The following is a 25,753-nucleotide window of genomic DNA, read 5'->3' as shown; positions in this document are numbered from 1 at the left end:
GGCCAACGGCAGCACCGAGTTGCGGGCAGGTGTCGCCTCGCCCCCGACGAGTGCCTGCCGAAGGCGTCGCGCGCCAGTCAGACGATCACCAGGGCGGTGACGTCGCCCGCCCCGCCATGCCGTTTCGCGGCATGGCGCCGCTCGCGGCCGCCCGGCGCCAAGCGGCGTGGACCGGCAGGCCGAACGCGCAACCCGGGCCGAGAGCCAAGAACCAAGCACGACACAGACGGAAAGGCGCTGCGGGCCGGTTCCTCCCCGTCGGACGCCCACGCTGAACGGCCGTCGAGCAACCCCGCGCGTGCGTGCGGGAGGGCGGCCGGGGCCAGGAGCGGGCTGTGCGGCTGGGAGTCGCGGCCCGGGCGACAAAGCAACTCCAGGAGCAATGAAGCCTCGGCCGTGCGCTTCCTTATTCCTCGATGCTACCCGAGGCCACCAAATCCGACCGCCCCGGAATCACCGATTGTGAAGATAGGAGCAACGCGGTGTGAGGGTCGGATCAGATCAGCAGGCGCGTCAAAGACTCGGCCACGCACACCGGCTTCTCGTGGCCCTCGCGCTCGATTGTCACGCGGTTCTTCAGCTGGATCCAGCCCTCGCCCTTGTCGTCGGCCACCAGCAGTTCGAGGCCCGCCCGGACCCGGGAACCGGTCGGCAGCGGAGCGGGGAAGCGCACCAGGTCCAGGCCGTAGTTGATGCCCATGCGAACGTTGTCCACGCGGTAGATCTCCGCCACCAGGGCCGGCAGCAGCGACAGCGTCAGGAAGCCGTGCGCGATCGTCGTGCCGAAGGGGCCGGCCGCCGCGCGCTCCTGGTCCACGTGGATCCACTGGTGGTCGCCCGTCGCCTCGGCGAAGAGGTTGACCCGCTCCTGCGTGATCTCCTGCCAATCGCTGTAGCCCAGGTGCTCGCCCACCGAAGCCAGCAGTTCGCCCGCGCTCGCAAAGATCCGCATGCACTCGATCCTGAAACGGCGCGAGCTGTCGTGCAAGGGCTTGTGAAAAAGAAGCGGCCGGCCCCCGCAAGGGAGCCGGCCGCCTTGTTCAAGTGGCGATCAGGTGCCGATGCGGTTGAGCTTGGCGCTCACCACGACGGTGCTCTTCACGACCGTCGTGCCCGGCACGGCCGGGGTGCTGACGGACGTGGTGACCTCGCCGTTGCCGGGGATGAGGCCGAAGACCGTCACGGTGTACGAGGTCGACGCGCCCGGCACCGGGTCGGTGCTCACGACGCGCAGGTCCTCGGTCGGCAGGGTGTTGTAGAGGCCCTGGCCGCCCGTGCCGGTGACGTTCTCCGCCCCGACGGCCAGGTTCTGGCCGTTGGGCAGCGCGGTGACCGTCGCCGGGTCGTAGGCGAACACGATGTCCTGCACGCCGTTGACGCCGATCCAGACCTGGAAGCGCCGCGCCGTCGTCGTGCCGAAGTCGTTCACCCGCCACTCGACCACGAGCCACGTGTCGACGCCGTCGGTCAGGGTCGCCACGAAGAGGCCGGGAGCACCGGCGCCGTTCATGTCGGTCCAGAACGGGGCGAGCACGTTGTTGGGCTTGGACGGGTCCGGGATCGGCTTCGGGTCGAAGACGCTGTTCTCGTTGCTGGCATCGCTGCCCGGGTACAGGTACCCGTTGCTCGAGATGGTCACCGCGTTGTACGTGACGCCGTTGAAGACGTAGTCAGGCACGTTGAACGTCGTCAGGTTCTCGTCGCCGATCGGTGTCGGGGTGATCCCGAACAGGTCGAGCGGGAGGTACCCGGCGATGGTGCCCGGGGTCAGCGACGGCGTTCCGGGAACCGCCCCGGCGAGGGGCGCGCCCTTCTTCTCCGCCTTGAACGGGTTGACCACCTTGGCGCCGTTGGCCCCCGCGATCGGGAGGTTCAGCGACGACGTGGTGGTGAAGTCCGCCGTGGTGTCGTTGAAGGTGTTGTTGGTGGCCGTGACCGTGCACTTGCTGGTCTGCAGCAGGCCGATCGCGGGAGGCGTGCAGGTCTGGGTGACCGTCACGTCGCCCTGCTTGGGCACGAACGCGACCGGCAGGTGCAGCGTCGGTACCCCGCCGGAGACCGGCACGAGCCGGACCTCGCCGAAGTACTGGGCCGTCGGCGCGCTGGACTTGATGGTGATGCTGACCTGCTGGCTCTTGCCCGGCGCGACCGAGAACAGCGCCGGCGTCGCCGTGATCGTGGAGCCCTTCGGCGACGTCGTCTCGACGCGGTACACGAGCGTCTTGTTCGTGACGTTCTTCGCCGTGCGAACGGCGGTGAGCTTGCCGGGCATGACCGGCGCGTTCACCGACGGCAGGTTGATCTGCACCGCGTTGACCGGGTCGTTGCCGAGGGCGAACATCCGGTCGGCCGTCTCGTCGAACGTCAGACCGGGGTTCGCGGCCAGGTTGACCTGGACGCGGCCCGAGCCGAGGTCGAACGGGTCGGCGGGGGTGGCCCCGTCCTCCTTGACCACCTTCGTCGTCGCCGTGGTCATCAGCGACGACTTGATCTGACCCGGGGTGAAGTCCGGGTGCAGCGCCTTCTCCAGGATCGCGGAGCCGGCGATGTGCGGGGAGGACATGGAGGTGCCGGCGATGGCCTGGAAGTACTCGCCGGGCGGGCCACCGGCGACGTCGTCCGGGGTCGGCGTGTTGCCGGCCAGGATCTGCGTGCCGGGCGCGGTGATGTCGGGCTTGATGAAGTTGCCGCCCGGGCCGCGCGACGAGAAGCTCGCCATCACGTCACCGGTGCCGGTGCCCTTCACGCCCTGGGTGAAGCTGGCCTTGACGTTCGGGTGGGCGCTGACGTACGCCAGGAACGCCGCCCCGTCCGCCAGGTGCACCGTCGGCAGCCAGTGGTTGTCGCTCAGCGCGTCGGCCTTCGGGTTGTTGAACAGGATCATGCCGGCCGCGCCGCCCTGCTTGACCGTGAAGCCCTTGAGCACGCGGTTCGGCCCGCGCTGGCACGCCACGATCTTGCCGGCGAACAGCCCGGGCGGCGCCGGATTGGTGCACAGCGCGTTGCTGTACGGCGGCGCCGAGGCCATCACGACCGGCAGCGGGCCGGTGATGCCATCCGTGATCGACACGCCCGTCATCGTCGCCGAGGTGCCGTCCGAGGACGTCAGCGTCAGCGTCGACTCGAACGAGCGCTTCTGGGTCGAGGCCGCCACGGTGGTCACCCACGGCGACAGGTGGTCGGACGTGCTCGCCGCGGGGCCGCTGTTGCCGGCCGAGGCCGCGACGAAGACGCCGGCCTTGTAGGCGTCGAAGAACGCCAGCTCCACGACGTCGGTGTACGGCGTCGAGCCGCCCGAGATCGAGAAGTTGATGACCTTCACGCCGTCCTTGATCGCCGCGGCGACCGCGGCGGCCGAGTCGGTCGGGTAGCAGCCGGTGGCGCCGCAGACCTTGTACACCGAGACCCACGCGCCGGGCGCGATGCCGTTGATCGGCCCGCGCTCGATGTTGAAGATCTTCGCCGAGGCGACCGGGTCACCGGCGGCCGTCGACGCGGTGTGCGTGCCGTGGCCGTCGGAGTCGCGGGCGGTGTACCCGTACACCTCCGGCTCCTGCAGCGCGTTGTACGTGTCCAGGAAGCCCTGGCCCCCGATGACCTTGTTGTTGCACACGAACGGGTCGCTCGCCGGGGTCAGCGGGTTGTCGCCGAAGTTGCAGGCGCGGGCGGTGCCGTCGGCCTTGGCCGGAGGGGCGCCCAGGTTGCCGTTGTCGGCGAAGGACGGGTGCTCCGGCCAGATGCCGCTGTCCAGCGAGCCGAAGATGACGCCCTTGCCGGCGTTCGGGGCGCCGCCGAGCTGCGGGTAGACCTGGTCCGCGCCGATGAAGCTCGGCGAGGAGTCGGTCTGCGGCTGCTGGGCCTTGTCGGCCTGGACGGCGACCACGTTGTCAATGGTCAGGATGGTGTTGACCTTGTTGGCCGGCACCGTGAGCGCGATGCCGCCGTAGACCGTGCGGAGCCGCTGTCCGACCTTGGCGTCGGGCACCTGCTTCTTGAGGTCCGCGATGAACTTGTCCTCGATTCCGGCGATTCGGTTTTCGTACCGCTTTTCGTCGGCGTTCCCGGACAGTGCCTTGCCTGTTACGGAAGGACTCGTCGCGGCGTATCCGGCAATATCCCCGGAATAGGTCGCGGTGGAGTCGTAGTCGAGCTTCACCGCGATGGACACCTTGGCGGTGTCGTCGCGGTTGAGCAGGGACGGGTCGGTCTTGGCCATCCGGCTCGTGGGTGCCTTGGCCATCTCGGTCTGCTTGACCGGCTTGAGGCTTTCGACGGCCTTCAGGCTGGCTGCGGGGATTGGTGCCGCTTCGCTCGGACTGGCCGAGACAAGCACGAGCAGAGGCGGTAGGAGTGCGCTCGCCACTGCGGCGTGCACCCATCTCCGTCGGCCCATCGTGCCCCCTCTCACGGGTGGAGTGATGCCTCAACATGCCAGCTTTTCCACGCATGGAAAAGGGGCAGTCACGCAGTGGCATCAAATCGTGAAAGGTGGATAGGGCAACGACGAGGGTAAGTCCGAATTACTCCTGCCCGGGAGTATTTGCATTTATTGGCGTCGTTCGTCCACCCGAGGCGGCGCGCTCCGGACGCGGACGAAGCCGCCGCCCGGGGTGGCGCGCTCCGGACGCGATGAAGCGCAGCCCGGGGTGGCGCGCTCCGGACGTGATGAAGCGCAGCCCGGGGTGGCGCGCTCCGGACGTGATGAAGCGCCGCCCGGGGTGGCGCGCTCCGGACGTGATGAAGCGCCGCCCGGGGTGGCGCGCTCCGGACGTGATGAAGCGCCGCCCGGGGTGGCGCGCTCCGGACGTGATGAAGCGCCGCCCGAGGCGATGGGGGCGCCGACGCGACGAAGCCGCCGCCCGAGGCGATGGGTCGGACATGACGAAGCCGCCGACTCGGATCGGCCCGAGAGCGGGCCGAGAGTCGGCGGCGCGATGTGGGAGACGGGTGGGGTTCGCGGGTGCTTACTCGTCCATGCCCGCCAGACCGTGCGGACTCTCCGGCTCCCGGGCGTGCTCGGGCCCGCCGGCCAGTTCCTCGGCGAGCGTGACGCTGCAGTGCTCGGAGGCGAAGTCGCCGAGATCGTCCGCGTCGAAGCCCGGGAAGGGCTCGGTGACGTCGACCGCTCGTTCGGGCTCGGTCATATATTCAGTGATACCCCCGCCCGGCTGGGTATCACCCCGCCTATGACCAAACCCGTGACCGGTGTGCTCTTTGATGTGGACGGCACCCTCGTCGACAGCGTGTACCTGCACGTCGTGGCCTGGTGGCAGGCGCTGCGGCAACACGACCACGACGTGCCCATGGCACGCATCCACCGTGCGATCGGGATGGGCTCCGACAAGATCCTCGACGAGCTGCTCGGGGCCGACCACGACGCGTCGGACGACGACGCGATGCGGGCCGCGCACTCCGCGCTCTACGCGCCGCTGTGGCCCTCGCTGCGGCCGCTGCCGGGGGCGCGACGGCTGCTGGACTCCTGCGCGGATCGGGGTCTCAAGGTGGTACTGGCGACGTCGGCCTCTCGTCCCGAACTCGACGCGCTGCTGCACTGCCTCGACGCCGACGCGTCCCTGGCCGCCGTGACGAGCGCCGACGACGCCGAGCAGAGCAAGCCGGCGCCGGACATCGTGCAGGTGGCGCTGGAGCGCTCGGGCCTGGCGGCGGACGAGACGGTGTTCGTGGGCGACTCGGTCTGGGACGTGCGCGCGTCCGGGCAGCTCTCGATCCCGTGCATCGGCCTGACGAGCGGCGGGCTGTGCGCGGCGGAGCTGCTCGACCACGGCGCGGCGGGCGTCTACGCGGACCCGCAGGATCTGCTCGACCATCTCGACGAGGCCCTGACGAACGCGTTTCGCATGGCGATAGCCTAGAAAACCGACATACACGCCGTCGGGGTATAAATACGATAAGTCGTGGCGCGGAGCGCCCGACTTATCGCAACAACCCCAAGTGCCGCGACGCCTCCGGCAGCGGCTCGCCCACGACAGTGCGCAGCGCCGACCACAGAGCGGGGACCGCGCACGAGGGGCCGCCGCGAGCCGAGTACAGCTCGCTGAGCCACTCGTCGGCCTCGCGAAGGAGCCGTGAGTCGTCGGTCAGCAACGCGGCCGACAGCGAGTGCAGCGCGTGGTCCAGCGCGTCGTCGGCCAGGGGCGTGGCGGCGTCCTCGCCGATGACCGCGGCCCACCGCCGCCGCGCCGAGTCGCGGAACTCCGCGAAGCGCAGCACCAGCTCCGCGTGCTCGTCGATCCCCGCGCGGCGGTGGACCGACGGGCCCGCGGGCGGCGGGGTGATCGACTCCAGCGCGCGCACCGCCGCGCGGGCGTCGGGGGCCCAGGCCGTCGCGCCCAGGGCCTTGGCGCGGGTGTCGTCGCGGCCGAAGGCGCCGCCGCCGACGAGGACCGGCAGCCCCGTCTCGCGGGAGGCGTCGATCATGCGGCGGGCGGCGGGCAGGGCGGCCGCCACCGAGCAGGAGATCGCGACCGCGTCGGCGTCGACGTCGTCCAGGAAGCGGGCGAACTGGTTCGGCGGGGTCGAGGCGCCGAGGAACGTGGTGCGCCAGCCGGCCTCCTGCAGGGCGAAGCCGACGAGCCGGGCCGGCAGGCCGTGCCACTCGCGCTCGGCGCAGGCCAGCACCACGTGGCCGCGGGCCGGGTGGGGCTGGGGGATGCGGGCGCCGAGGGCGAGGGCGACGGACTCGCTGATGGCGGTGGCCGCGTGCTCGTGGGCGACCGTCCACTCGCCGGCGGCCCAGCGCCGGCCGACCTCCTGCTGGGCCGGGGCGACGACGTCGAGCAGGACGTCGACGGGGCTCCGGCCCGCCTCGACCAGCTCGGTGCAGAGGCGAAGGGCCGCGGGGGCGTCGCGGTCGGCGAGGCATTGGAAGTACCGCTGCGTCATGAGGCGCGCAGGGCGAGCACCGCGAGATCGTCGCGCTGGACGGCCCCGGCCCCCTCGACGACGGCGATCTCCACCGCCTCGACCAGGGCCTCGACGCCAGCCTCGGCGTAGCTTGCGAGCAGGGCGATCAGGCGCCGGGTGCCCTCCCGGACGCTGCGCTCGCCGGCCTCGGTCACGCCGTCGGTGTAGAGGACGAGGGTCTCGCCGGGCGCGAGGTCGACGGTCACCGGCTCGTAGCGCACGTCCTCGATGAGGCCGGCCGCCAGGCCGCGCACGGCGACGGGGCTCACGGTGCCGTCGGGGCGGATGAGCAGCGGCGGCGGGTGGCCGGCCGAGCCGAGCTCGACGCGCAGGCCGGCGCCGCCGGGGGCGGGGGTGACGCGGCCGTAGACGGCGGTGACGTACCGCCCGGAGGTGTTCCCGGCGAGCATCGCGTTGAGCGCCCCGAGCACGGCCGCGGGCGAGCGGTCGACCGCGGAGGCGCCCCGCACCGTGTGGCGGGCCTGGCCGGTGACGACGGCGGCCTCCACGCCCTTGCCGGAGACGTCGCCGAGGGTGAACGACCACGCCTCGTCGCCGCCCCAGACGTCGTAGAAGTCGCCGCCGATCTCGGCGTCGCCGGCCGCGGGGCGGTAGCGGGCGGCGAGGTCGACGCCGCGCAGCTTCGGCAGCTCCGGCGGGCGGAGGCTGCTCTGCAGGACGCTGGCGACGTGGGAGCGCTCGGTGTAGCGCCGGGCGGCGTCGACCGCGAGCGCGATGCGCACGGCCAGCTCCTCGGCGAGCTCGACGTCCGCGGCGTCGAAGCCGGTCCCGGCGCGCCGGGCGAGGGTCAGGGTGCCGAAGGTGGCGCCGCGGGCGGTGAGCGGGACGCCGAGCACGTCGGCGGGGCGCAGCGCGGACACCTCGGCCCGCATGCCCTCGTCGGGCACCAGCGCGCTCAGCCCGTCGGCGGCGGAGTCGCCGGCCGGAGTGATCAAGGCCACGTGCAGCACCTCGGGCCGGCCGGTGAGCAGGAGCCGGGACTGGGCGGCCGGCGGGGCGGGCCGGCGGGTGGTGGTCGGGACGCCGCCGTCGAGCAGCGAGGTGAACGTCGCCTCGCTCCGGTTGACGATCATGAGCTGGGCCCAGTCGGCGAACTCGGGCACGCAGGCGGTCAGCGATCGCCGGATCGTGTGGGCCAGGTTCAGCGAGCCGGACACCTGTCTTCCGGCCTCGACCAGGTACGCGGCACGCATACACACGAGTCTTGCGCGCCGGGCCGATCGAGGGCAACCGGGCCTGAGCGTTTGAACTCCACCGATTGGGTACCCCACACTGTTGACCAGTGATGCAGAAAGGGACTACCAGGTGGTTGACGACGAGGCGATATGGGAGCTGGCGACCCATCGGCGCAATGGCCATGCCCACCTGGTGCTGACCGGGGAGCTGGACCTGGACACGGCCCCGAGCCTGCTCACGGCGGTCGTGGCCGAGTTGGACACGGGCGCGCGGGAGGTCGTGGTCGACCTCACGCATCTGTCGTTCATCGACTCGAGCGGCCTCGGCACGCTGGTCGGGTGCTGGCGGCGGGCCAAGAACGTGGGCGCGACGCTGGTGGTGGCCCATCCGAACGAGGACGTGCGCGTGACGCTGGAGATCACCGGGCTGGACCAGATCCTGCCGATCACCAACGAGTCGGTGTCGAACTAGGAGATCTCCGCCCACACGGTCTTGCCGTTCTGGTGCGGCCGGACGCCCCACGTGCGCGCGAGGGTGTCCACGATCTGCATGCCCCGGCCGGAGGTGCTGGTCAGGTTGTCGATCTCGGCGATGCGGGGCACCTGGTCGCTGCCGTCGCCGACCTCGATGACGAGGCAGTCCCCCTGGCGCAGCAGCCGCAGGACGGCCGGCGGGAGGCCGTGGCGCAGGGCGTTGGCGACGAGTTCGTGGCCGACCATGACCGCGCCACGGGTCAGATGGGGCAGTCCCCAGGCCTCGAGCGCCTGGGTGATCACGCGGCGCGCCGTGCGGGCGTGACCCGCGGGCACGTCCACCTGGATCGAATCCGCCTCCACGGTATTCATGGTGCCCTGTGCCGGTCGCAAAAAACAGTCAGGTTTGGGCAACCACTCGGCGGGGCACCCGGGAAGCCACCAAATCCGCCGCAGACGCTGAAGCCCGGGGGGCCTCCGATGACGCTCGTATTCCCTGAGACCCGTACCCAGGACATCCGCACGGCCCTCCTCGGCCGGCGGGAGGAACTGGAGTCGGAGTACACCGCGACGGTGGCCGAGATGACGCTCGCGGGCGTCGTGGACGCCGGCGACGACGTGGCCGACCTCGGCACCAAGGCGTTCAACCGCGAGCAGGAGTTCGCGCTGGCCGTGTCGATCCGCAACCGGATGGACCAGGTCGACCGGGCGCTGGAGCGCCTCGACGCCGGGCACTACGGCACGTGCGAGACCTGCGCCGGGGAGATCCCGGTGGCCCGGCTGGCGGCGTTCCCGTCAGTCACCCTCTGCGTCGCGTGCAAGAGCCGCAGCGAGTCCCGCTACTAGGGCGAGGGCGCGTTCGGCCGCGCTCTGCAGGTGCGGCAGGTACTCCGGCGCGCGCCCGGAGCCGGCCAGGTCCTCGGCGAGGAAGGTCGTGTAGTTCAGGACCGCGCCGAGGGCGTTGGACAGGTCGTGGGTGGCCGTGGCGACGGTGACGCGCAGCGCATCATCGCTCATCCGGTCCCCCGCGTCCGTTCGGCTGGCTAAAGTGAGTCCCGTTCGCGAACGTAACGGGGCGTAACTTCATGGTAACTCTGGTCACAACGGTACTGCTGGCGGCCGTGTTCGTGCGGGCGTTGGCGGCGTACATCCGGCACCGCGATCCGCTCCGGCGCGACACCGCCCTGCTGTTCCTGCCGACCCTGGCCGTGGGCATCAACGCCGCGGTCCGGGAGATGTCGGGCCGCCCCGTGCCCGTCGCCGCCAGCGCCTTCGCGACCGCGTTGTTACTGCTGCAGCCGTACCTCACCCTGCGCCTCGCCGCCCGCCTCGGCCGGGTCCCGCGGTGGCTGGACGGCGCGCTGCTCGTGCTCCTGCTGGGCAGCATCGCCGCGGTGACGGCCGCGCCCCGACCGCTCAGCCTGCCGTACCTCACCCTGGTCACCGCCACCTTCACGGTCACCGAGGCGATCGCGGGCACCGTCCTGCTGCGGGTGAGCGCCCGCCGCTCCGGCGCCGGACGGGCCCGGCTCCGCCTCGCCGCCGGGGCCACCTTCCTCTACCCGGTGATGATGCTCATGCTGTTCACCGCGTCCGCCCGCTACCCGGGCGAGCAGGTCTGGTGGCAGCCGGCCGGGCGGGTGGTCGGGCTCGTGGGCGCGGTGCTGTACCTGCTCGCCTTCCTGCCGCCCGCGTTCCTGCGCCGGATGATGTCGGCGACGGTGTGGTACGAGGCCACCGGGGACCTGCAGCGGCTGCCGGCCGACGTGAACACCGGCCAGGTGTGGCGGCGCTTCGTGCACGTCGTGCACGAGACCACCGGTACCGATGCCGTCCTGCTCCTGGACAAGGACCTCGAGCGCCTCGCGGCCGTGTGCCGCTCCGGCACCCATCTGCCGCACGAGCGCGTCGACTTCGACGCGGACGCGCTCGCCGCCGCCCGCCAGCCGGTCCGCCTGCCCAAGGACCACCCGCTCGCCCGGGCCACCGGCACCCGCCTGGCGACCGCGCTCGCCCTGCCCGGGGTGGGCACGGTGCTGCTGCTGGACCGGTACCGGTCCCTGTTCAGCGCCGACGACCTGCGCCTCACCGGGGTGCTCGCGGCCCAGGCGAAGGTGCTCGCCGAGCGCGGCGCCGTGCTGGCCGAGCAGCGCGAGCTCGCCGCCGCCCTGGCCGAGTCCGTCGCCGCCCTGACCCGCGCCAGCCAGGCCAAGAGCGACTTCCTGGCCGGGATGAGCCACGAGCTGCGCACGCCGCTCAACGCGATCATCGGCTTCAGCGACCTCATGCGGGCCGAGCAGCCCGACGGCGACCGGCGCAGCGTCCCGGCCGAGTGGGTCGACCACGTGCACAGCAGCGGCCGCCACCTGCTGGGCCTGATCAACGACATCCTGGACCTGGCCAAGGTCGAGTCCGGCCGCCTGGAGCTGGGCCTCGAGCCGATCTCGCTCGACGCCGCGGTGGGCGAGGTCATCACCACCCTGCGGCCGCTCACGGACCGCAAGGGGCTGCAGGTGTACCTCGACGTGCCGCCGACCGCCGCGGTGTGCGCGGACCCGCTGCGGCTGCGGCAGATCCTCGACAACCTGCTCTCCAACGCGATCAAGTTCACGCCCGACGGCGGGCTCATCGCGGTCACGGTCTCCCCGGCGATCGAGTCGGTGGCGATCACCGTCGCCGACAGCGGCATCGGCATCGCGGCCGAGGACCAGGAGCGGGTCTTCGAGGAGTTCCAGCAGCTCGGCCCGGCCGCCCAGCGCAAGGCCGGCACCGGGCTCGGGCTGGCGCTCACCCGCCGGCTGGTCGAGGCGCACGGCGGGTCCGTCTCGCTGGAGTCGGCGCCGGGGGAGGGGAGCCGGTTCACGGTACGGCTGCCCGCCGCCCAGGCCCCGCACGACGAGCCCGGCGCGAGCCCCGCCCCGGCGCCCGGCCGCGGCCGCGTGCTCGTCATCGACGACGACGCGCGGGCGGCCGAGCTGCTCGAGACCTACCTCGCCGGCGCCGGCTACGAGGTGCGCACCGCCTCCACCGGCGAGGCCGGGCTGGCCGAGGCCGGCGTCTGGCGGCCGGACGCGATCCTGCTCGACGTGGTCATGCCCGGGCTCGACGGCTGGGACGTGATCCGCCGGCTCAAGCGCGACGAGCACCTGGCCGCGATCCCGGTCTTCTTCGCCACGATCGTCGACGACCGGCGCGCGGGGCTGGCCCTGGGCGCGGCCGACTTCTTCGTCAAGCCGGTGGACCACGACGCGCTGCTGGCCCAGCTCGCCCGGCACGTCGCGCCGGCGCTGCACCCGGAGCCGGGTCAGGAGCCGGCATCGGTACTCGTCGTGGACCGCGACGACACGACCCGCGCGGTCGTCGAGCAGCGCCTGAGCGAGGCGGGCATCGCCGTGGTCACCTGCGACGACGGCGCCGAGGGGCTGCGGCTGTCCCGCGACCGGCGCTTCGACCTGATCATCTGCGACCTGCAGATGCCGGACGTCGACGGCTTCGCGCTGCTCGCGGGCCTCGACCAGGAGCCGTCGACGCAGGGCATCCCGGTGCTCGCGCTCACCGCGCCCGACCTGTCCGACGCGGACCGGCTCCGGCTGACCGGGAAGGTCATCGGCACCGTACCGCGCGGCTCGGCCGCCGACGGGGTGCGCGAGTGGATCGACCTGGCCGCGGTGGCCAATTCGCTGACCGACGTGCGCCAGGAAGGGGCCGTGCGATGAGCCGGGTGCTGCTCGTGGAGGACGAGGAGCTCAACCGCGTGCTCGTGCGGGCCATCCTGGCGCGGGCCGGGGCCGCCGCCGTCCGGGACGCGGACCTGCTGGAAGCGGGCTCGATCGCCGACGCGCGCGCCGCGCTCGCCGCGCACGACGTCGACCTGGTGCTGCTGGACGTCAACCTGCCCGACGGCAACGGGCTGGCGCTCGCCGCCGAGCTGCAGGCCGAGCCGGAGCGGCCGACGGTGATCGCGCTGACCGCGAGCGTCCTGCCGCACGAGCGGGCCGCGGCGATGGAGGCCGGGTGCGACGCGTTCCTGGACAAACCATATGCGGCCGCCGATCTCGTGACGCTGCTCGCGAGCCATCTCCGTTGACGACGATGGTTTGATCCTCACCCCCGGTTGGGTAGGTGCCTCGACGCTCCACTCGTACCGGCAAAGGGAGGAACGGGTGCAGACAGTCGCCGATGGGCTGCGCCTGCAGATGGACGCATTCGACTACGTCCTGCTGGCGCTCTACTTCATCACCGTCCTGGGGGTGGGTCTCGCCGCCCGCCGCTCGATCCGCAACAGCGTGGACTTCTTCCTGTCCGGTCGTTCGCTGCCGGCCTGGGTGACGGGCCTCGCGTTCGTCTCCGCCAACCTGGGCGCCCTGGAGATTCTGGGCATGGCCGCCAACGGGGCGAAGTACGGCCTGATGACGGTCCACTACTACTGGATCGGCGCCGTCCCCGCGATGGTGTTCCTGGGCATCGTGATGATGCCGTTCTACTACGGCTCGAAGGTGCGCAGCGTCCCCGAGTACATGCGGCGGCGCTTCAACCGGCCCGCCCACCTGCTCAACGCGCTGTCCTTCGCGCTCGCCCAGGTGCTGATCGCGGGCGTCAACCTCTACGCGCTCGCCCTCATCATGCAGGCGCTGCTCGGCTGGCCGCTGTGGACCGCGATCATCGTCGGGGCCGCGATCGTCCTCGTGTACATCACGCTGGGCGGCCTCTCCAGCGCCATCTACAACGAGGTGCTGCAGTTCTTCGTGATCATCGCGGGCCTGCTGCCCATCGCGATCGTCGGCCTGGTGAAGCTCGGCGGCATCGACGGGCTCTTCGACGCCGTGCGCAACACCACCAAGCTCGGCGACGCGGGGCTGCACACCTGGTCCAACACCGGCGGCTCCGACAACCCGCTCGGGGCGCCGTGGTGGGGCATCGTCTTCGGCCTGGGCTTCGTGCTCTCCTTCGGCTACTGGACGACGAACTTCGCCGAGGTCCAGCGCGGTCTGTCGGCCCGCAACATGAGCGCGGCGCGGCGCACGCCGATCATCGCCGCGTACCCCAAGCTGCTGATCCCGTTCGTCACGGTGATCCCCGGTCTCGTCGCGCTGGTGACGGTGAAGGGGCTCGGGGCGGAAAGCGGTGACCTGCAGTACAACAACGCCGTCCCGCTGCTCATGCGCGACTTCCTGCCCAACGGCGTGCTCGGCATCGCGGTGACCGGGCTCCTCGCCTCGTTCATGGCGGGCATGGCGGCCAACGTGTCCGGGTTCAACACGGTGTTCACCTACGACATCTGGCAGGAGTACATCGCCAAGGACAAGCCGGACGGCTACTACCTGCGCGTCGGGCGGCTCATCACCGTCGCCGGCGTCGTGGTCGGCATCGGCACCGCGTTCATCGCGTCCGGCTACAGCAACATCATGGACTACATCCAGGCGCTGTTCTCGCTGTTCAACGCCCCGCTGTTCGCCGCGTTCATCATCGGCATGTTCTGGAAGCGCATGTCGGCCTGGGCCGGCTTCTGGGGGCTGCTGCTGGGCACGGTCGCCGCGTTCATCACCTACGCCGGCTACAAGTGGTTCGGCTGGTTCACGTTCGGCTCCGACCTCGACGAGTCGTTCTGGGGCGCCGGCATCGCGTTCGTGGTCGTGGCGATCGTGGCCATCATCGTCACGCCGCTGACCCGGCCGAAGGAGGACGCGGAGCTCGACGGCCTCGTGTACGGCGTGGGCGGCCACGACCTGCGCGCCGACGCGATCGCCGGGGACACCGCGTGGTACCGCTCGCCGGTGCTGCTCGGCACGGGCGCCCTCGTGCTGGCCTTCGCTTTCTACCTGCCGTTCCTGTAGGCCTAAGGGGTTGTGATGAGTGACGACGAGCAGAAGGTCGACACCGCCCGGGCGGCGCGGCTCTTCGACGTGCGGCGGGTCATCGGGGGCCTGTTCACGGTGTACGGCGTGATCGTGACGCTCCTCGGGGTCTTCGACTCGCAGGCCGAGATCGACAAGGCCGCGGGCGTGCGCATCAACCTGTGGATCGGGCTCGGGATGCTCGCGCTGGGTCTGCTGTTCCTGCTGTGGCAGTGGCTGCGGCCGGCCGAGGCGCCGGAGGCCTCGGACATCCCTCCGGCGGACGCTGCGGAGGCGAACAAGGTCGGGGAGTAGATACATTTTCGCGCTGCGGCGCCGCAGACTGCTCGGCATGGAAATTGTGCTGGCTGATGTGGCGCCGCAGCCGTCTGTCGCGGGTTCGTCGGCGCTGGTCGTGATCGGCCTGGCCTGCGTGGTGTTCCTCGCCGCGCTGGTCGTGCTGCTCGTGTTGTGGCTCAGGCGACGGTCAGGCCGATGAGCAGCGAGCCGGCGTTGGCCCCGAGCGCGATGGCGACGACGACGAGCCTGCCCCTGCCCCTGTCCCCGTTCCCGCCGGTGGCGATCGCGAGGATCAGTGCCTCCGCCGCCGTCGCCACGGCTTCGGCCGGCCAGAGCGCGCCCGGGTGGCGGGTCAGGAACAGCCACAGGGCCGGATGGGTCACGAGGTTGACCACGACGCCGAGCACGAGGGCCTTCCTCGCGCTCGCGAGCCCCAGGACGGTCAGCGCCGCCGTGTACAGCGGCACCTCGACGGCCAGCGTCAGCAGCAGCGCCCGGAGCACCCGATGAAGATAAGCCTGCTCTTCGTCGCGGCCGCGGCCGCCGCGCTCGGGCTGGCCCTGGGCGCGCCGCTGGCGGTCACGGTCGGCGGCCTGATCGCGTTCGGGGCGCTGCACAACGTGCTCGAGCTGCGGTACGTCGCCGGGCGCTTCTCGTCCCTGCTCACCGGGCGCTTCCTGGTGGTGCTGCTCGGGCTGGTCACCGCGATCGTGCTGTGCCGCCTGGCCGCGCTCGTCGTCGGCGACCCGGCCCGGTACGCGGAGATCCTCGTCGGCTACGGGGTGCTCGCGGCCGCCTGCGTGCACGCGCTGCGCGGTGCCCGGCTCGTCCTCGGGCTCGTGGTGCTCGTCCTCGCGGCCTCGGTGTCGCTGGCCTTCAGCCAGTACCACTTCGTCGTCCTGGCCCATCTGCACAACGTCGTCCCGCTGTTCTTTCTGTGGGAGTGGGCCGGGCGGCTGCGGCGGCCGGGGCCGTTCCGCTGGACGCAGGTCGCGTGGGTGCTGGTGCTGCCCGTGCTCGTGCTGGCCGGCGCGTTCGACTTCGCGCTGCGCGGGCTGGTGTCGTCGCCGGTCGTGGCCTCGATCGCCCCGCCGGGGTCCTCGGCCCTGGTCGGCACCCGGTTCCTGGTCGTGTTCGCCTTCCTGCAGACCATGCACTACTTCGTGTGGGTCTTCTTCCTGCCGCGGTACGCCCCGGAAGCCCCGCGCTTCCTGCTGGGCCGCCGCGCCTGGCTGCTCGGCCTCGGTCTGGCCGCGCTGCTCGCGATCCCGTTCGCGATCGACTACGCCACGGGCCGCGCGCTGTACGGCGCCTTCGCGTCCTACCACGCCTACCTCGAGTTCCCGGTGCTGCTCGCGGCCGTCGCAGGCGGTTCACAGCCGGTTTTCAGGAAAACCGCATCGGGCCGTCAGGTAGCGGCGGCAGTCTGAGACGTGACAAGGGAACTCCCGGAAAACTCCGACGCGATCTGGAGCGAATCATGACGCGGCTGCTTGTGGTCGACGACGAGCCGGACATCGTCGAACTGCTCTCCGCGAGCCTCAAGTACCACGGCTACGACGTCGCCAGCGCCACCAGCGGCCGCCAGGCGATGGAGGAGGCGCGGCGCTTCCGGCCCGACATGATTCTGCTCGACGTCATGATGCCCGAGCTCGACGGCTTCGAGGTGCTGCGCAAGCTCCGCGGCGAGGGCACCCGCGTGCCGGTGCTGTTCCTGACGGCCCGCGACGCCACCGAGGACAAGATCAAGGGGCTCACCCTGGGCGGTGACGACTACGTCACCAAGCCGTTCAGCCTCTCCGAGATCCTGGCCCGCATCCAGGCCGTCCTGCGCCGGGTCGCCGACCCCGCGGGCGGCGCGTCGGCCCAGACCTCGCGGCTGAACTTCGCCGACATCGAGCTGGACGAGGACACCCACGAGGTGTTCAAGGCGGGCCGGGAGGTGCAGCTCTCGCCGACCGAGTTCAAGCTGCTGCGGTACTTCATGACGAACCCCGGCCGCGTCCTGTCCAAGGCCCAGATCCTCGACCACGTCTGGCAGTACGACTTCGGCGGCGACGCGGGCGTCGTGGAGTCCTACGTCTCCTACCTGCGCAAGAAGATCGACACCACCGAGCCCCGCCTCCTGCAGACCCTGCGCGGCGTCGGCTACTCGCTGCGGTTGCCACGCACATGAAGTCCTGGCCGCTGCGCGTCAAGCTCGTCGTTCTCATGCTCGTCCTGCTCGCGGCGGCCCTGGCCACAACCGGCATCGCCGGCGTCATCAGCACCCGCGACTACCTCATCACCCGCGTCGACGACCAGCTCCTGCAGAGCTTCAACGACGCCTTCCACAACTGCGAGAACGGCCCGTTCGACGACCAGGGCCGCGGCCCCGGCGCGCCGGTCCTGCGCAGCGGGTACTTCGTCGCGTGCGGCCGCCTCGACGGCTCCTTCCAGGACACCGTGTTCACCCCCAGCGCCGACGACCAGACCAGGCCCGTGACCCCGGAGAACTGGCGCGCCCTCGACGGCCTGCCCTGGCTGTCCAACAACGTCGCCGGCGTCTACTCCACCGTCGAGTCCCGGGACGGCTCCGGCCACGCCTGGCGCGTGCTCGTCGCCCAGCAGCGCCCCCCGCAGGGCCGGCTGGGCCGCCCGCCCGTGATGATCGCCATCAGCTTCGCCGAGGTCGACAGCACGGTGAGCCGCCTGGTCGTCATGAGCGCCACCATCGGCGGCTTCGTCCTGCTGATCCTGGCCGTGGTCGCCTACCTGCTCGTCCGCTCCAGCCTGCGCCCCCTCGTCGAGGTCGAGCAGACCGCCGAGGCCATCGCCGCCGGCGACCTGAGCCGCCGAGTCCCCGAGGCCGACCCCCGCACCGAGGTCGGCGGCCTGGCCCGGGCCCTCAACACCATGCTAGGCCAGATCGAGACCGCCTTCGAGGAGCGCCGGGCCTCGGAGGAAGCGGCCCTGGCCTCGGAGCAGGCGGCGCTGGCCTCCGAGGACCGCATGCGCCGCTTCGTGGCCGACGCCTCGCACGAGCTGCGCACCCCGCTGACCTCGATCCGCGGCTTCGCCGAGCTGTACCGCCAGTCCGGCCACCACGACGACACCATCGGCCGCATCGAGCACCACGCGACGCGCATGGGCCTCCTGGTGGACGACCTCCTGCTCCTGGCCCGCATGGACCAGCAGCGCCCCCTGGAGAAGAAGCCGGTGGACCTCCTGTCCCTGGCAACCGACGCCATGATCGACGCGAGAGTGACGGCCGGCGACCACCACCGCCTACGCCTCCGCACCCCGAACAGCGGCGACGACGACGCCGACACCGAGGCCCCGATCGTCCTCGGCGACGAGGCCCGCCTCCGGCAGGTGCTGCAGAACCTCCTGTCGAACGCGCTGAACCACACCCCCGCCGGCACCGAGGTCACCGTCTACGTGGGCACCGAGGCGGACCAGGCCATCCTGGAGGTCTCGGACAACGGCCCCGGCATGACGCCGCAGGACGCGGCAAGAGTCTTCGAACGCTTCTACCGAACGGACCCGAGCCGGACCCGTGCCCTGGGCGGCTCGGGCCTGGGCCTGTCGATCGTGGCCGCCCTGGTGGCCGCCCACAACGGCGAGGTGACCCTGCGAACGGCCCCCCAGGAGGGCGCCACCTTCCGCGTGCGAATCCCCTTGCTGAACCCAGCCCGCTAACTCTCCCCGCACGGCCGGCTTTGCTGCTCTCCTTTACGCCCCGCTCAATGCCTCGCTCCTCCCTGGATCTGCTTTCTCCGTCTCCCCGCGTCCAGCCCAACTCCACCCCTTCCGATGGCGGCGCGCGCGGGCAGACCACGGCGATCGGGACCTGCCGGTCGGGCGATCCCGGGTTCGCTGGTGAGGTCGAACGGGACCCGGGCCACGCCGTTCGCCGAGGCCGACACCATCTGTAGTCAGATGCCCACCGAAACCAACCCCGTCTCATACGCGACGATCACCAACTGCGCCCGATCCCGCACCTCGAGCTTGGCAAGAACCCTCCCGACATGCGTCTTGACCGTGGCGAGGCTCAACCCGAGATGCGCGGCGATTTCGGTGTTGGACAACCCACGCCCGACGAGCATGAGCACCTCCCGCTCCCGCTCCGTAATCCCCTCAAGCCGCCGAGGAATCGGCCGCTCCGGCTGCGGCCGCCGAGCAAACTCCGAAATGAGCCGCCGAGTAACCGACGGCGACAACAACGCCTCCCCGCCGGCCACAACCCGAATCCCATTGAGCAACTCCGCGGGCGGCGTGTCCTTGACGAGAAACCCACTGGCCCCTGCCCGTAACGCCCCGTACACGTACTCATCGAGATCAAAGGTCGTCAACATCAAAACCCGCACAGAGCCGAGCTCGGGATCCCCGCAGATCGTCCGGGTCGCCTCGATCCCGTTCATCCCCGGCATCCGCACATCCATGAGCACCACATCCGGCCGCTGCTCACCCGCGAGCCGAACCGCCTCGTCCCCGGTGCCGGCCTCCCCAACCGTGCCGCAGTCCCCACTGAGGTCGATGAGCGCCCGAAAGCTCCCTCGCAACAACGCCTGATCGTCCGCAATCAACACCCGAATCACGAGCCACCCCCGTGCCCAACACCCACCGCGGACGGATGCCCCCACAACCGCCCGCCCCAGCCCCCGACCGCGGTGTGATCCACTCCCCCTTGCCGATTCGCGTCCGCTCGCTGGTCCGCGTCCGCTCGCTGGTCCGCGTCCGCTCGCTGGTCCGCGTCCGCTCGCTGGTCCGCGTCCGCTCGCTGGTCCGCGTTCGTCTGCTGGTTCGCGCCCGTCCGGTGGCTGGCGTTCGTTTGGTCGCTCGCGCCCGTCCGGTGGCTGGCGTTCGTTTGGTCGTTCGCGTTCTTCTGCTCGTTTGCGTTCGTTCGCTGGCTCACGCCCGGCCGTCGGTTCACGCTGCTCCTCCGGCCGGTAGCAGCGCCCGCACCGAGTAGCCGCCCTCGGCCCGCGGTCCGGCGGCGAACGTCCCCCCGTGCAACGTCACCCGCTCGCGCATCCCCGTCAATCCGTGCCCGACGGCATCGGTGCGAGGCGGGCGCTTCCCGTCATCGTTTACCTCGATGCGCACCTCCTCCGCGTTCACCACCACGCTCACGTGGCACTGGGCCGGCGCCGCGTGCTTGACCACGTTGGTGATCGCCTCCTGCACGATCCGGTACACCGCCAGCTCCACTGCCTCCGGCATCCCTCCGACCGCGGGTCCCTCCGGTCGCTCGACGTCGAGCCGGACCTGAACCCCGCCCACGGACGCCAGCTCGACGAGGGCCGGCAGGTCACCCAGGCCGCGGGTGGGGGCATAGGGGGTGTCCTCCCGCAGGATGTCGAGCACCCGGCGCACCTCGAGCATCGCCGCTCGGCCGGTCGACTCGATGACTTGGAGCGCGTCGCGGGCCTCGGCCGGGTTGGCCTCCGCGACGTGGTTGCCGATCGACGCCTTCACCACGATCAACGTCATCGTGTGGGCGATGACGTCGTGCAGCTCGCGGGCCACTCGGAGCCGTTCCTCGACGGTGGCCTGCCGCACCATGTGCTGGTTGCGCTCGATGGTCTGGGCGCGCCGCTCACCGATCGCGAAGCCGAGTGTCTGGGCCGGCGCGATGACGAGGAAGCCGAAGAGCGCGGCGAAGAACGTCGACGGGGAGTCGCTGGAGGGCGGCTCGTCGGAGAGGAGTATCGAGCCGACCATGCTCGCGCTCACCAGTGCGCCGCACGTGATGATGACGAACATGCCCTTCCAGTTTCGCGCGTAGGCGCCGAAGGTGTAGAAGACCAGAGACAGCGCGCAGGCGGGTCCGAACGACGCGAAGACAGGGATGATCTGAGTGGCCAGGCTGATCACCGCCGCGGCCGTGGCGGTGAAGGCCATCGCGTAGGTCCAGCGCCGCCGGAGGGCGACGCTCAGACCGAACACCACCGCGACGAGTGCTGACACCCAGGCCGGCTCCCGCAGTCCCTGCTTGGGCACCTCGAGCGCGGCGGCCCAGCAGATCACCGCGACGACGATCGCCGCGACTGCGTCGAGTGCGTAGAGATCCTTCGGAGTCAGCCTCCGGGTCAGCACCGGTGGGAGTTCCATGGGCTCGACGGTAGCGGTCGGGGCGGACTTGCGCGTCGGCCCGCGAGCCGTCATACCCAGGTATGAGAAGCGGGCATTTTCCGCCTCGGCGTACCACAGCGGTCGGAACGAAAAGTGTCCATCCCGGTCCGATGTGCGATCCCGCCCCGCCGGGCAAAGTTGCGGACCATGACGACGCAGACCGTTGTTCTGGACAGCGTCCGGGCCACTTTTGGCGACGGCGCACGGCAGCTCGTCGCGCTCGACGGAGTATCGGTGGCCTTCGAGCGCGGCACCTTCACGGCGGTGATGGGACCGTCCGGCTCCGGCAAGTCGACACTGCTGCACTGCGCGGCCGGTCTCGACCGTCCGGCTGGCGGCTCCGTCACCGTCGACGGAGTCGTGCTCGACGGGCTGAGCGAAGATGACCTGACTCGGCTGCGGCGCGACCGGATCGGCTTCGTGTTCCAGGCGTTCAATCTGGTTTCCGCGCTCACCGCCGAGCAGAACGTCGCACTGCCGATGCGGCTCGCTGGTCGCCGCCCGCCGACTGCCGACATCGTGGCCGCGCTCACCGCGGTCGGGCTGGCCGACCGGCTCGGGCATCGCCCGAGCGAGCTCTCCGGCGGCGAGCAGCAGCGGGTGGCCGTCGCCCGGGCACTGATCAGCCGGCCGGCGGTCGTGTTCGCCGACGAGCCGACGGGCGCGCTGGACAGCGTGACCTCGCGCCACATCCTCGGCCTGCTCCGGGCGCTCGTCGACGAGCACAGCCAGACGGTGGTGATGGTGACCCACGATCCAGTGGCGGCCGCCCGCGCCGACCGAATCGTGTTCCTCGCGGACGGCCGGATCGCCGACGACGTCCGCCGTCCGCTCACGGCGGAGGAGATCGCGGCACGCACCACACACCTGGAGGACTCGTGCTGAGGATCTGCCGGATGGCCGGTGCGCTCGTGGCCGTCGTGGTCGGGATCGCGCTCGTCCTCCTCGCCCTGATGTTGCTCCTCGCGGGGCGTCCGATCGTTCCGGACCGGCTCGCCGCCGCGGCCGTCGTCGTGCAGGCGCCCGAGAGCCGAAGTCCGGCCGAGGCCTTCCCACCAACGGTGCCGTGGTCGGCGGCGAAGACCGACGATCTCAGCCGAAGGCTTGGTGCGGTGCCCGGTGTCGAGGCCGTTGTGCCGGATCGGAGCTTCTACGTTCAAGCCCTCGTCGACGGGCGGCCGCCCGCGGTGGAGGGGCAGCGGCAGGACACGTACGAGGGGCACGGCTGGTCGTCAGCCCGGCTCGGCGGACTGGCGCTGGTCTCGGGTGCGCAGCCGCGGCGGCCGGGCGAAGTCGTGGTCGATCGGGCGCTCGGGTTCCGTCCCGGGAGCTCGGTAACGCTGCTGACCGCGACGGGGCCGGTGCCGTACACCGTGACGGGACTCGTCGACGCGCCCGGCTATCTGGTGGCGGACGCGGTGGCGGCGGAGCTGGCACCGGGAGTGCGGGCAATCGGGTTGGTGCTCGAGCCGGGCGCGGACCCGGGCGCGGTGGCGGCGGCCGCACGGGACATCGTGGGTGACGACGGACGGGTCTTGTCCAGCGGCGAGCGGGGTGCGCTGGAGCCGCGGGACGACGCACGAGCGCGATGGATCGGCATGCAGGCGCTCACGGGGGTGGCGACGCTCGCCGGGTTCGTCACGGTGTTCGTGGTCGCGTCGACGTTCGCGTTCTCCGTTGCCCAGCGCAGGCGGGAACTCGGGCTCCTGCGGGCGATCGGGGCCACGCCGCGGCAGGTGCGGCGGATGGTCTACGGCGAGGCGCTCCTCGTCGGCGGCATCGGAGCGGTCCTCGGCAGCATCGTCGGGGCGGCGGCCGCACCGACCGTAGGACGAGCGCTGGTCGAGGCGGGGCTGGAGCCGGCGACGTATGAGGTGCGGTATGAGCTGCTGCCGTTCGTGGCCGTGCTTGCGCTGGGGCCGGTGGTCGCGGTGCTGGGGGCGTGGTCGGCGGCTCGGCGGGCGGCTCGGGTCCGGCCGCTGGAGGCACTGCGTGAGGCGGTCGTTGAACGGCGGCGCATGGGGCGGCTGCGGTGGGTTGCCGGTGGGCTGCTGACGACGTCGGGCATCGCGCTGGCAGTCGGCACGGCGACCGCGGACGATGCGCAGGACGGGGCGACGTTCGCCTTGTACGCCGCCATGGCCCTGATCACCGGGATGGTGGCGCTGGCGCCGGCGGCGGTACGGCCGATCGTCGGACTGTGGCGCCTGCCGCTCCGGCGGGGCGGTGGCGCGATCGGGCTGCTCGTGCGCGAGGGAGCCGCGACCGCGGCGCGGCGGACGGCGTCCACGGCCGCGCCGGTTCTGCTGACCGTCGGGTTCGCGGTGCTGGTGGCGGGGATGGTGCGCACGACGACGGAGGCGTACGCAGCGGGGCGGGCCGCGGACGTCGACGCGGGGCAGGTTCTGGTGCCGGACCGGACGCCGGGGTTGTCCGACGCCGCCGTGGCCGCGGTGCCGGGCGCCGCGATGCTGCCGACGACGGTGTTCGCGCCGGAGAACGGGGCCGGGACGACCCCGCGGGCCTGGAGCGCGCTCGGGGTGGACACGACCGCGTTCATCCGTACCGATCGCGGGGCGCGGGTGGTCGCGGGCTCGCTCGAGGACCTCAGGGAGACGGACACGGCGGTGGTCGCCGAGTCGGTGCGCCGCAAGGTGGGGGACTCCTATCCGGTCGTCTTCGCCGACGGTGAGCGGGTGACGTTGCGCGTGGTGGCGGTGGTGGCCGATCGCTCGGTACGAGCGGATCTGTTGCTGGCACGGGAGACCGTTCGGCGGCACGATCCGTCGGCGCTGACGTCGGCCATCTATCTGCCGGGAGGCGGGGATGGAGCGGTGAGCGCGCCGCCGGGCGCCGGGGCGCGGGTGATCGACGTGGCGACGTGGGCCGCCGAGGCGGACAGTTCCGAGGACCGGCTGGTGTGGCTGTTCACGCTGATGCTGATCGGGGTCTCGGCCGGCTACGGTGCGCTCGCGGTCGCGAACACGCTGCTGATGGCGGCTCAGGGGCGCGCGGCCGACCTGCGGGTGATGCGCCTGGCGGGGGCGACGCGGAGGCAGGTGGCCGGGTACGTCGCGGCGGAGTCGGCGCTGGTCGTGCTCATCGGGGCGGTGCTCGGCGGGGTGGTCGCGATCGGGGCCCTGGTGAGCATCCGGGCCGGGCTCAGTCAACAGGTCGGGGCGGCCGTGGAGCTCGTGTTGCCGTGGCCGGTCATCGGCGGGGTGGTCGGGCTCTGTCTTCTACTCGCGCTGCTGGCCGGGGTGCTGCCCACTCGGCGGATGCTGCGGGAGCGTGCGATCCGGATGCCGTCATGAGCCGGACGATCGCGAGCGGTGATGCGGGTTGGTGCCAGGGCAGCCGCGTCCACGGGAGGGCGAACGACGGTGAGTCGGGGAGCGTTGCCAAGGGGGCAGCCGAGTGCCCGCCGCCCGTCCCCTTCGGACAGTCGACGGGCACTCGACCCTGTGGGAGTCAGGCTTTGGAGATGGCGTCGCCGGTCACCTTGATGGCGATCGCGCCGAGCGCCTTCTTGGCGGGGCCGGCGGCCACCGAGGCGTCGGCGACCTTGAAGCGGCTGCCGTGGCAGGGGCAGTTGATGGTGCCCTCGGATACGTCACCCACGACGCAGCCGGCGTGGGTGCAGACCGCGGTGAAGCAGCGGAAGGTGCCGGCCGTGGGCTGGGTGACGACGATCTTCTGGTCGGCGAAGATCTTGCCCCCGCCGACTGGGATGTCGCTCGTCTTGGCGAAGCTCGCGGCGTTGGCGGCGGCACCGTCCGGGCCGGCACCGCTCTGGTCGCCGGTGCCCCCATCGCCGGTGCCGGCTGCGTTGTCCGCGGGGCTGGCCGGGTTGGCGCTGTCGAGGCCGTACGCGGCGCAGCCGGAGAGGGCCGTCGCCAGGCCGGCCGCGGTGGCCCCGGCCAGCAGGGTACGTCGGGTGGGAGTGCACATGGTTCTTCGAGCCCCTCTCAGGGCTTGACGCCGCATGGGGTGAAGAACCACAGGGCGGAGGTGACGAACAGGCCGGACAACGCGGTGAAGACCAGGCCGCCGAACAGCGGCAGCGCCCAGTGGGGGACGCCCTTCTTGGCGAGGATCAGCATCTTGGCCGCGAAGGTGCCGTAGAAGAAGCAGCCGAGGAGGGAGTGCAGCAGGACTCGGGTGTCGTAGTCGTCGAAGCCGAGTGCGTAGAGACAGTGCAGGGCCACGGGAATAGAGGTGATGAAGGCTATGCGGCCGGACCAGCGGTGCGCGGGGCAGAGCCAGGGGGCGTCCTTGAAGACGAGCAGGCCGCGCTGGAGGCCGCCGGGCACCGCCGGTAGTGGCGGCGCGGGGCGGTCATCTTCCGCGAGGCCAGCCGCTCCGAGGCGGTGGTCATCCTGCACTCGGGCTGCGTCAAGGTCTCCTCCGACGTGGCGTCGGGCACCGAGGTGGTGCTGGCGGTGCGGGGGCCGGGGGCGCTGCTCGGGGAGCTGTCGGCGATCGACGGCGGGCCGCTGTCGGCGACCGTGACCGCGCTGGAGCCGGTGAGCGCGCTGTCGGTGCCGTCGCCGGACTTCGAGCGGTACCTGCTCGGCCATGCCCGCGTCTCGTTCCTGCTCATGCGCGAGCTGACCCGCCGGCTGCGCGACGCCGACCGCAAGCGCATCGAGTTCGGCGCCTACGACACCACCGGGCGGGTCGCGGCGCGGCTGGTGGAACTGGTCGAGCGCTTCGGCGAGCCGACGCCAGAGGGGCTGCGCATCAGCCCGCCGCTGTCGCCGGACGAGCTCGCGGGCTGGGCCGGCTCCTCGCGTGAGGCGGTCCCGAAGGCCCTGCGCACGCTGCGTGAAGAGGGCTTGGCCCAGACGGGCGGGCTCCGCCTGATCGTCCATGATCTCGATGCCCTCAGCGACCGGGCTCGATAAT

General features: G+C 71.6%; 25 protein-coding genes and 1 pseudogene. 14 read left to right on the top strand and 12 right to left on the bottom strand.

All coding sequences use genetic code 11. The annotated features are described in order from the left end of the window. Window positions 1–496: 496 nt before the first annotated feature. The 3 genes from ACQP1P_RS46440 to ACQP1P_RS46430 all read right to left on the bottom strand — a co-directional run bounded on the left by ACQP1P_RS46440 (window position 497) and on the right by ACQP1P_RS46430 (window position 5,144). Window positions 497–952 (bottom strand): MaoC family dehydratase, encoded by a 456-nt coding sequence (locus ACQP1P_RS46440; RefSeq protein WP_433081567.1) that lies wholly within the window; start codon window positions 950–952, stop codon window positions 497–499. 99 nt (window positions 953–1,051) lie between these two features. After that, window positions 1,052–4,240, bottom strand: coding sequence for a S8 family serine peptidase (locus ACQP1P_RS46435; protein ID WP_433081565.1), 3,189 nt, complete (start codon window positions 4,238–4,240; stop codon window positions 1,052–1,054). Between the two features lie 724 nt (window positions 4,241–4,964). Beyond that, a complete protein-coding gene (locus tag ACQP1P_RS46430; RefSeq protein ID WP_433081563.1) occupies window positions 4,965–5,144 on the bottom strand; it encodes a hypothetical protein in 180 nt (59 codons plus the stop codon). Between the two features lie 42 nt (window positions 5,145–5,186). Between ACQP1P_RS46430 and ACQP1P_RS46425 the strand changes: the two genes are divergently transcribed. Further along, window positions 5,187–5,873, top strand: a complete 687-nt coding sequence (locus tag ACQP1P_RS46425; RefSeq protein ID WP_433081561.1) for an HAD family hydrolase — start codon at window positions 5,187–5,189, stop codon at window positions 5,871–5,873. 61 nt (window positions 5,874–5,934) lie between these two features. Here the strand turns inward: ACQP1P_RS46425 and ACQP1P_RS46420 are convergent, their stop codons facing one another. Both ACQP1P_RS46420 and ACQP1P_RS46415 read right to left on the bottom strand, forming a co-directional pair. Then, entirely contained in the window at window positions 5,935–6,903 is a 969-nt protein-coding gene (locus ACQP1P_RS46420; RefSeq protein ID WP_433081559.1) for a cobalamin B12-binding domain-containing protein, read from the bottom strand. Next, complete coding sequence (locus ACQP1P_RS46415) at window positions 6,900–8,138, bottom strand: PP2C family protein-serine/threonine phosphatase (protein WP_433081557.1); 1,239 nt, start codon at window positions 8,136–8,138, stop codon at window positions 6,900–6,902. The genes ACQP1P_RS46420 and ACQP1P_RS46415 overlap by 4 nt, the downstream gene beginning before the upstream one ends. Before the next feature lie 112 nt (window positions 8,139–8,250). Between ACQP1P_RS46415 and ACQP1P_RS46410 the strand changes: the two genes are divergently transcribed. Continuing rightward, window positions 8,251–8,592, top strand: coding sequence for an STAS domain-containing protein (locus ACQP1P_RS46410; protein ID WP_433081555.1), 342 nt, complete (start codon window positions 8,251–8,253; stop codon window positions 8,590–8,592). On the opposite strand, the gene ACQP1P_RS46405 is transcribed toward ACQP1P_RS46410, so the two are convergent. Continuing rightward, window positions 8,589–8,957, bottom strand: a complete 369-nt coding sequence (locus ACQP1P_RS46405; RefSeq protein ID WP_433081553.1) for an ATP-binding protein — start codon at window positions 8,955–8,957, stop codon at window positions 8,589–8,591. The genes ACQP1P_RS46410 and ACQP1P_RS46405 overlap by 4 nt on opposite strands. A gap of 117 nt (window positions 8,958–9,074) precedes the next feature. On the opposite strand from ACQP1P_RS46405, the gene ACQP1P_RS46400 reads away from it, so the two are divergent. Further along, on the top strand, window positions 9,075–9,440 hold the full coding sequence (locus ACQP1P_RS46400; RefSeq protein WP_433081551.1) for a TraR/DksA family transcriptional regulator: 366 nt from the start codon (window positions 9,075–9,077) through the stop codon (window positions 9,438–9,440). On the opposite strand, the gene ACQP1P_RS46395 is transcribed toward ACQP1P_RS46400, so the two are convergent. Further along, complete coding sequence (locus tag ACQP1P_RS46395) at window positions 9,390–9,611, bottom strand: hypothetical protein (protein WP_433081549.1); 222 nt, start codon at window positions 9,609–9,611, stop codon at window positions 9,390–9,392. The genes ACQP1P_RS46400 and ACQP1P_RS46395 overlap by 51 nt on opposite strands. A gap of 68 nt (window positions 9,612–9,679) precedes the next feature. On the opposite strand from ACQP1P_RS46395, the gene ACQP1P_RS46390 reads away from it, so the two are divergent. From ACQP1P_RS46390 to ACQP1P_RS46370, 5 genes are all read left to right on the top strand, one after another. Then, complete coding sequence (locus tag ACQP1P_RS46390) at window positions 9,680–12,310, top strand: ATP-binding response regulator (protein WP_433081547.1); 2,631 nt, start codon at window positions 9,680–9,682, stop codon at window positions 12,308–12,310. Then, the gene (locus ACQP1P_RS46385; RefSeq protein ID WP_433081545.1) at window positions 12,307–12,681 is read left to right on the top strand and encodes a response regulator; all 375 of its coding nucleotides are present in this window, start codon (window positions 12,307–12,309) and stop codon (window positions 12,679–12,681) included. The genes ACQP1P_RS46390 and ACQP1P_RS46385 overlap by 4 nt, the downstream gene beginning before the upstream one ends. A gap of 109 nt (window positions 12,682–12,790) precedes the next feature. Next, the gene (locus tag ACQP1P_RS46380; RefSeq protein ID WP_433090422.1) at window positions 12,791–14,428 is read left to right on the top strand and encodes a sodium:solute symporter family protein; all 1,638 of its coding nucleotides are present in this window, start codon (window positions 12,791–12,793) and stop codon (window positions 14,426–14,428) included. Between the two features lie 15 nt (window positions 14,429–14,443). Beyond that, window positions 14,444–14,743 carry a hypothetical protein gene (locus ACQP1P_RS46375; RefSeq protein ID WP_433081544.1) on the top strand — a complete coding sequence of 100 codons (300 nt, stop codon included), beginning with the start codon at window positions 14,444–14,446 and terminating at the stop codon, window positions 14,741–14,743. 37 nt (window positions 14,744–14,780) lie between these two features. Continuing rightward, window positions 14,781–14,927 (top strand): hypothetical protein, encoded by a 147-nt coding sequence (locus tag ACQP1P_RS46370; protein ID WP_433081543.1) that lies wholly within the window; start codon window positions 14,781–14,783, stop codon window positions 14,925–14,927. Here the strand turns inward: ACQP1P_RS46370 and ACQP1P_RS46365 are convergent. Further along, complete coding sequence (locus ACQP1P_RS46365) at window positions 14,905–15,231, bottom strand: hypothetical protein (protein WP_433081541.1); 327 nt, start codon at window positions 15,229–15,231, stop codon at window positions 14,905–14,907. The genes ACQP1P_RS46370 and ACQP1P_RS46365 overlap by 23 nt on opposite strands. A 3-nt stretch (window positions 15,232–15,234) precedes the next feature. On the opposite strand from ACQP1P_RS46365, the gene ACQP1P_RS46360 reads away from it, so the two are divergent. From ACQP1P_RS46360 to ACQP1P_RS46350, 3 genes are read left to right on the top strand one after another with little or no spacing between them, the layout of a single operon-like run. Continuing rightward, on the top strand, window positions 15,235–16,158 hold the full coding sequence (locus tag ACQP1P_RS46360; RefSeq protein WP_433081539.1) for a hypothetical protein: 924 nt from the start codon (window positions 15,235–15,237) through the stop codon (window positions 16,156–16,158). A gap of 50 nt (window positions 16,159–16,208) precedes the next feature. Further along, the gene (locus ACQP1P_RS46355) at window positions 16,209–16,904 is read left to right on the top strand and encodes a response regulator transcription factor (RefSeq protein WP_433081537.1); all 696 of its coding nucleotides are present in this window, start codon (window positions 16,209–16,211) and stop codon (window positions 16,902–16,904) included. After that, complete coding sequence (locus ACQP1P_RS46350; protein WP_433081535.1) at window positions 16,901–18,409, top strand: sensor histidine kinase; 1,509 nt, start codon at window positions 16,901–16,903, stop codon at window positions 18,407–18,409. The genes ACQP1P_RS46355 and ACQP1P_RS46350 overlap by 4 nt, the downstream gene beginning before the upstream one ends. 236 nt (window positions 18,410–18,645) lie before the next feature. Here ACQP1P_RS46350 and ACQP1P_RS46345 read toward each other — a convergent pair whose 3' ends face one another. Next, window positions 18,646–19,308 carry a response regulator gene (locus ACQP1P_RS46345; protein ID WP_433081533.1) on the bottom strand — a complete coding sequence of 221 codons (663 nt, stop codon included), beginning with the start codon at window positions 19,306–19,308 and terminating at the stop codon, window positions 18,646–18,648. A 331-nt stretch (window positions 19,309–19,639) separates the two neighbouring features. Then, window positions 19,640–20,824, bottom strand: coding sequence for a sensor histidine kinase (locus ACQP1P_RS46340; RefSeq protein ID WP_433081531.1), 1,185 nt, complete (start codon window positions 20,822–20,824; stop codon window positions 19,640–19,642). A gap of 168 nt (window positions 20,825–20,992) precedes the next feature. Here ACQP1P_RS46340 and ACQP1P_RS46335 point away from each other — a divergent pair, with 168 nt between their 5' ends. Next, on the top strand, window positions 20,993–21,730 hold the full coding sequence (locus tag ACQP1P_RS46335; protein ID WP_433081529.1) for an ABC transporter ATP-binding protein: 738 nt from the start codon (window positions 20,993–20,995) through the stop codon (window positions 21,728–21,730). An 11-nt stretch (window positions 21,731–21,741) separates the two neighbouring features. Next, the gene (locus ACQP1P_RS46330; RefSeq protein ID WP_433081527.1) at window positions 21,742–24,159 is read left to right on the top strand and encodes an FtsX-like permease family protein; all 2,418 of its coding nucleotides are present in this window, start codon (window positions 21,742–21,744) and stop codon (window positions 24,157–24,159) included. 157 nt (window positions 24,160–24,316) lie between these two features. Here the strand turns inward: ACQP1P_RS46330 and ACQP1P_RS46325 are convergent, their stop codons facing one another. Both ACQP1P_RS46325 and ACQP1P_RS46320 read right to left on the bottom strand, forming a co-directional pair. Beyond that, window positions 24,317–24,796 carry a Rieske (2Fe-2S) protein gene (locus tag ACQP1P_RS46325; protein WP_433081525.1) on the bottom strand — a complete coding sequence of 160 codons (480 nt, stop codon included), beginning with the start codon at window positions 24,794–24,796 and terminating at the stop codon, window positions 24,317–24,319. Between the two features lie 17 nt (window positions 24,797–24,813). Continuing rightward, window positions 24,814–25,110 (bottom strand): annotated as a pseudogene (locus ACQP1P_RS46320) (DUF6529 family protein); the annotation flags it as partial. Window positions 25,111–25,215: 105 nt separating this feature from the next. Between ACQP1P_RS46320 and ACQP1P_RS46315 the strand changes: the two are divergent. Then, window positions 25,216–25,752: a Crp/Fnr family transcriptional regulator gene (locus ACQP1P_RS46315; protein WP_433081523.1), complete on the top strand. Its 537-nt coding sequence runs from the start codon at window positions 25,216–25,218 to the stop codon at window positions 25,750–25,752. Window position 25,753 lies beyond the last annotated feature (1 nt).

It is taken from the genome of Dactylosporangium sp. CA-052675 (assembly GCF_050947935.1).
Lineage (GTDB): Bacteria > Actinomycetota > Actinomycetes > Mycobacteriales > Micromonosporaceae > Dactylosporangium.
Note: the sequence above shows the minus strand (reverse complement) of the source record. Positions and strands in the feature narration are given on the sequence as shown.

What these genes read in the sequence shown, in the direction of transcription:
- ACQP1P_RS46440 (WP_433081567.1), bottom strand. Translation starts at nt 952, where the DNA reads ATGCGGATCTTTGCGAGCGCGGGCGAACTGCTGGCTTCGGTGGGCGAG.
- ACQP1P_RS46435 (WP_433081565.1), bottom strand. Translation starts at nt 4,240, where the DNA reads ATGGCCAAGGCACCCACGAGCCGGATGGCCAAGACCGACCCGTCCCTG.
- ACQP1P_RS46430 (WP_433081563.1), bottom strand. Translation starts at nt 5,144, where the DNA reads ATGACCGAGCCCGAACGAGCGGTCGACGTCACCGAGCCCTTCCCGGGC.
- ACQP1P_RS46425 (WP_433081561.1), top strand. Translation starts at nt 5,187, where the DNA reads ATGACCAAACCCGTGACCGGTGTGCTCTTTGATGTGGACGGCACCCTC.
- ACQP1P_RS46420 (WP_433081559.1), bottom strand. Translation starts at nt 6,903, where the DNA reads ATGACGCAGCGGTACTTCCAATGCCTCGCCGACCGCGACGCCCCCGCG.
- ACQP1P_RS46415 (WP_433081557.1), bottom strand. Translation starts at nt 8,138, where the DNA reads ATGCGTGCCGCGTACCTGGTCGAGGCCGGAAGACAGGTGTCCGGCTCG.
- ACQP1P_RS46400 (WP_433081551.1), top strand. Translation starts at nt 9,075, where the DNA reads ATGACGCTCGTATTCCCTGAGACCCGTACCCAGGACATCCGCACGGCC.
- ACQP1P_RS46395 (WP_433081549.1), bottom strand. Translation starts at nt 9,611, where the DNA reads ATGAGCGATGATGCGCTGCGCGTCACCGTCGCCACGGCCACCCACGAC.
- ACQP1P_RS46390 (WP_433081547.1), top strand. Translation starts at nt 9,680, where the DNA reads ATGGTAACTCTGGTCACAACGGTACTGCTGGCGGCCGTGTTCGTGCGG.
- ACQP1P_RS46385 (WP_433081545.1), top strand. Translation starts at nt 12,307, where the DNA reads ATGAGCCGGGTGCTGCTCGTGGAGGACGAGGAGCTCAACCGCGTGCTC.
- ACQP1P_RS46380 (WP_433090422.1), top strand. Translation starts at nt 12,791, where the DNA reads ATGGACGCATTCGACTACGTCCTGCTGGCGCTCTACTTCATCACCGTC.
- ACQP1P_RS46375 (WP_433081544.1), top strand. Translation starts at nt 14,444, where the DNA reads ATGAGTGACGACGAGCAGAAGGTCGACACCGCCCGGGCGGCGCGGCTC.
- ACQP1P_RS46370 (WP_433081543.1), top strand. Translation starts at nt 14,781, where the DNA reads ATGGAAATTGTGCTGGCTGATGTGGCGCCGCAGCCGTCTGTCGCGGGT.
- ACQP1P_RS46360 (WP_433081539.1), top strand. Translation starts at nt 15,235, where the DNA reads ATGAAGATAAGCCTGCTCTTCGTCGCGGCCGCGGCCGCCGCGCTCGGG.
- ACQP1P_RS46355 (WP_433081537.1), top strand. Translation starts at nt 16,209, where the DNA reads ATGACGCGGCTGCTTGTGGTCGACGACGAGCCGGACATCGTCGAACTG.
- ACQP1P_RS46350 (WP_433081535.1), top strand. Translation starts at nt 16,901, where the DNA reads ATGAAGTCCTGGCCGCTGCGCGTCAAGCTCGTCGTTCTCATGCTCGTC.
- ACQP1P_RS46340 (WP_433081531.1), bottom strand. Translation starts at nt 20,824, where the DNA reads ATGGAACTCCCACCGGTGCTGACCCGGAGGCTGACTCCGAAGGATCTC.
- ACQP1P_RS46335 (WP_433081529.1), top strand. Translation starts at nt 20,993, where the DNA reads ATGACGACGCAGACCGTTGTTCTGGACAGCGTCCGGGCCACTTTTGGC.
- ACQP1P_RS46330 (WP_433081527.1), top strand. Translation starts at nt 21,742, where the DNA reads ATGGCCGGTGCGCTCGTGGCCGTCGTGGTCGGGATCGCGCTCGTCCTC.
- ACQP1P_RS46325 (WP_433081525.1), bottom strand. Translation starts at nt 24,796, where the DNA reads ATGTGCACTCCCACCCGACGTACCCTGCTGGCCGGGGCCACCGCGGCC.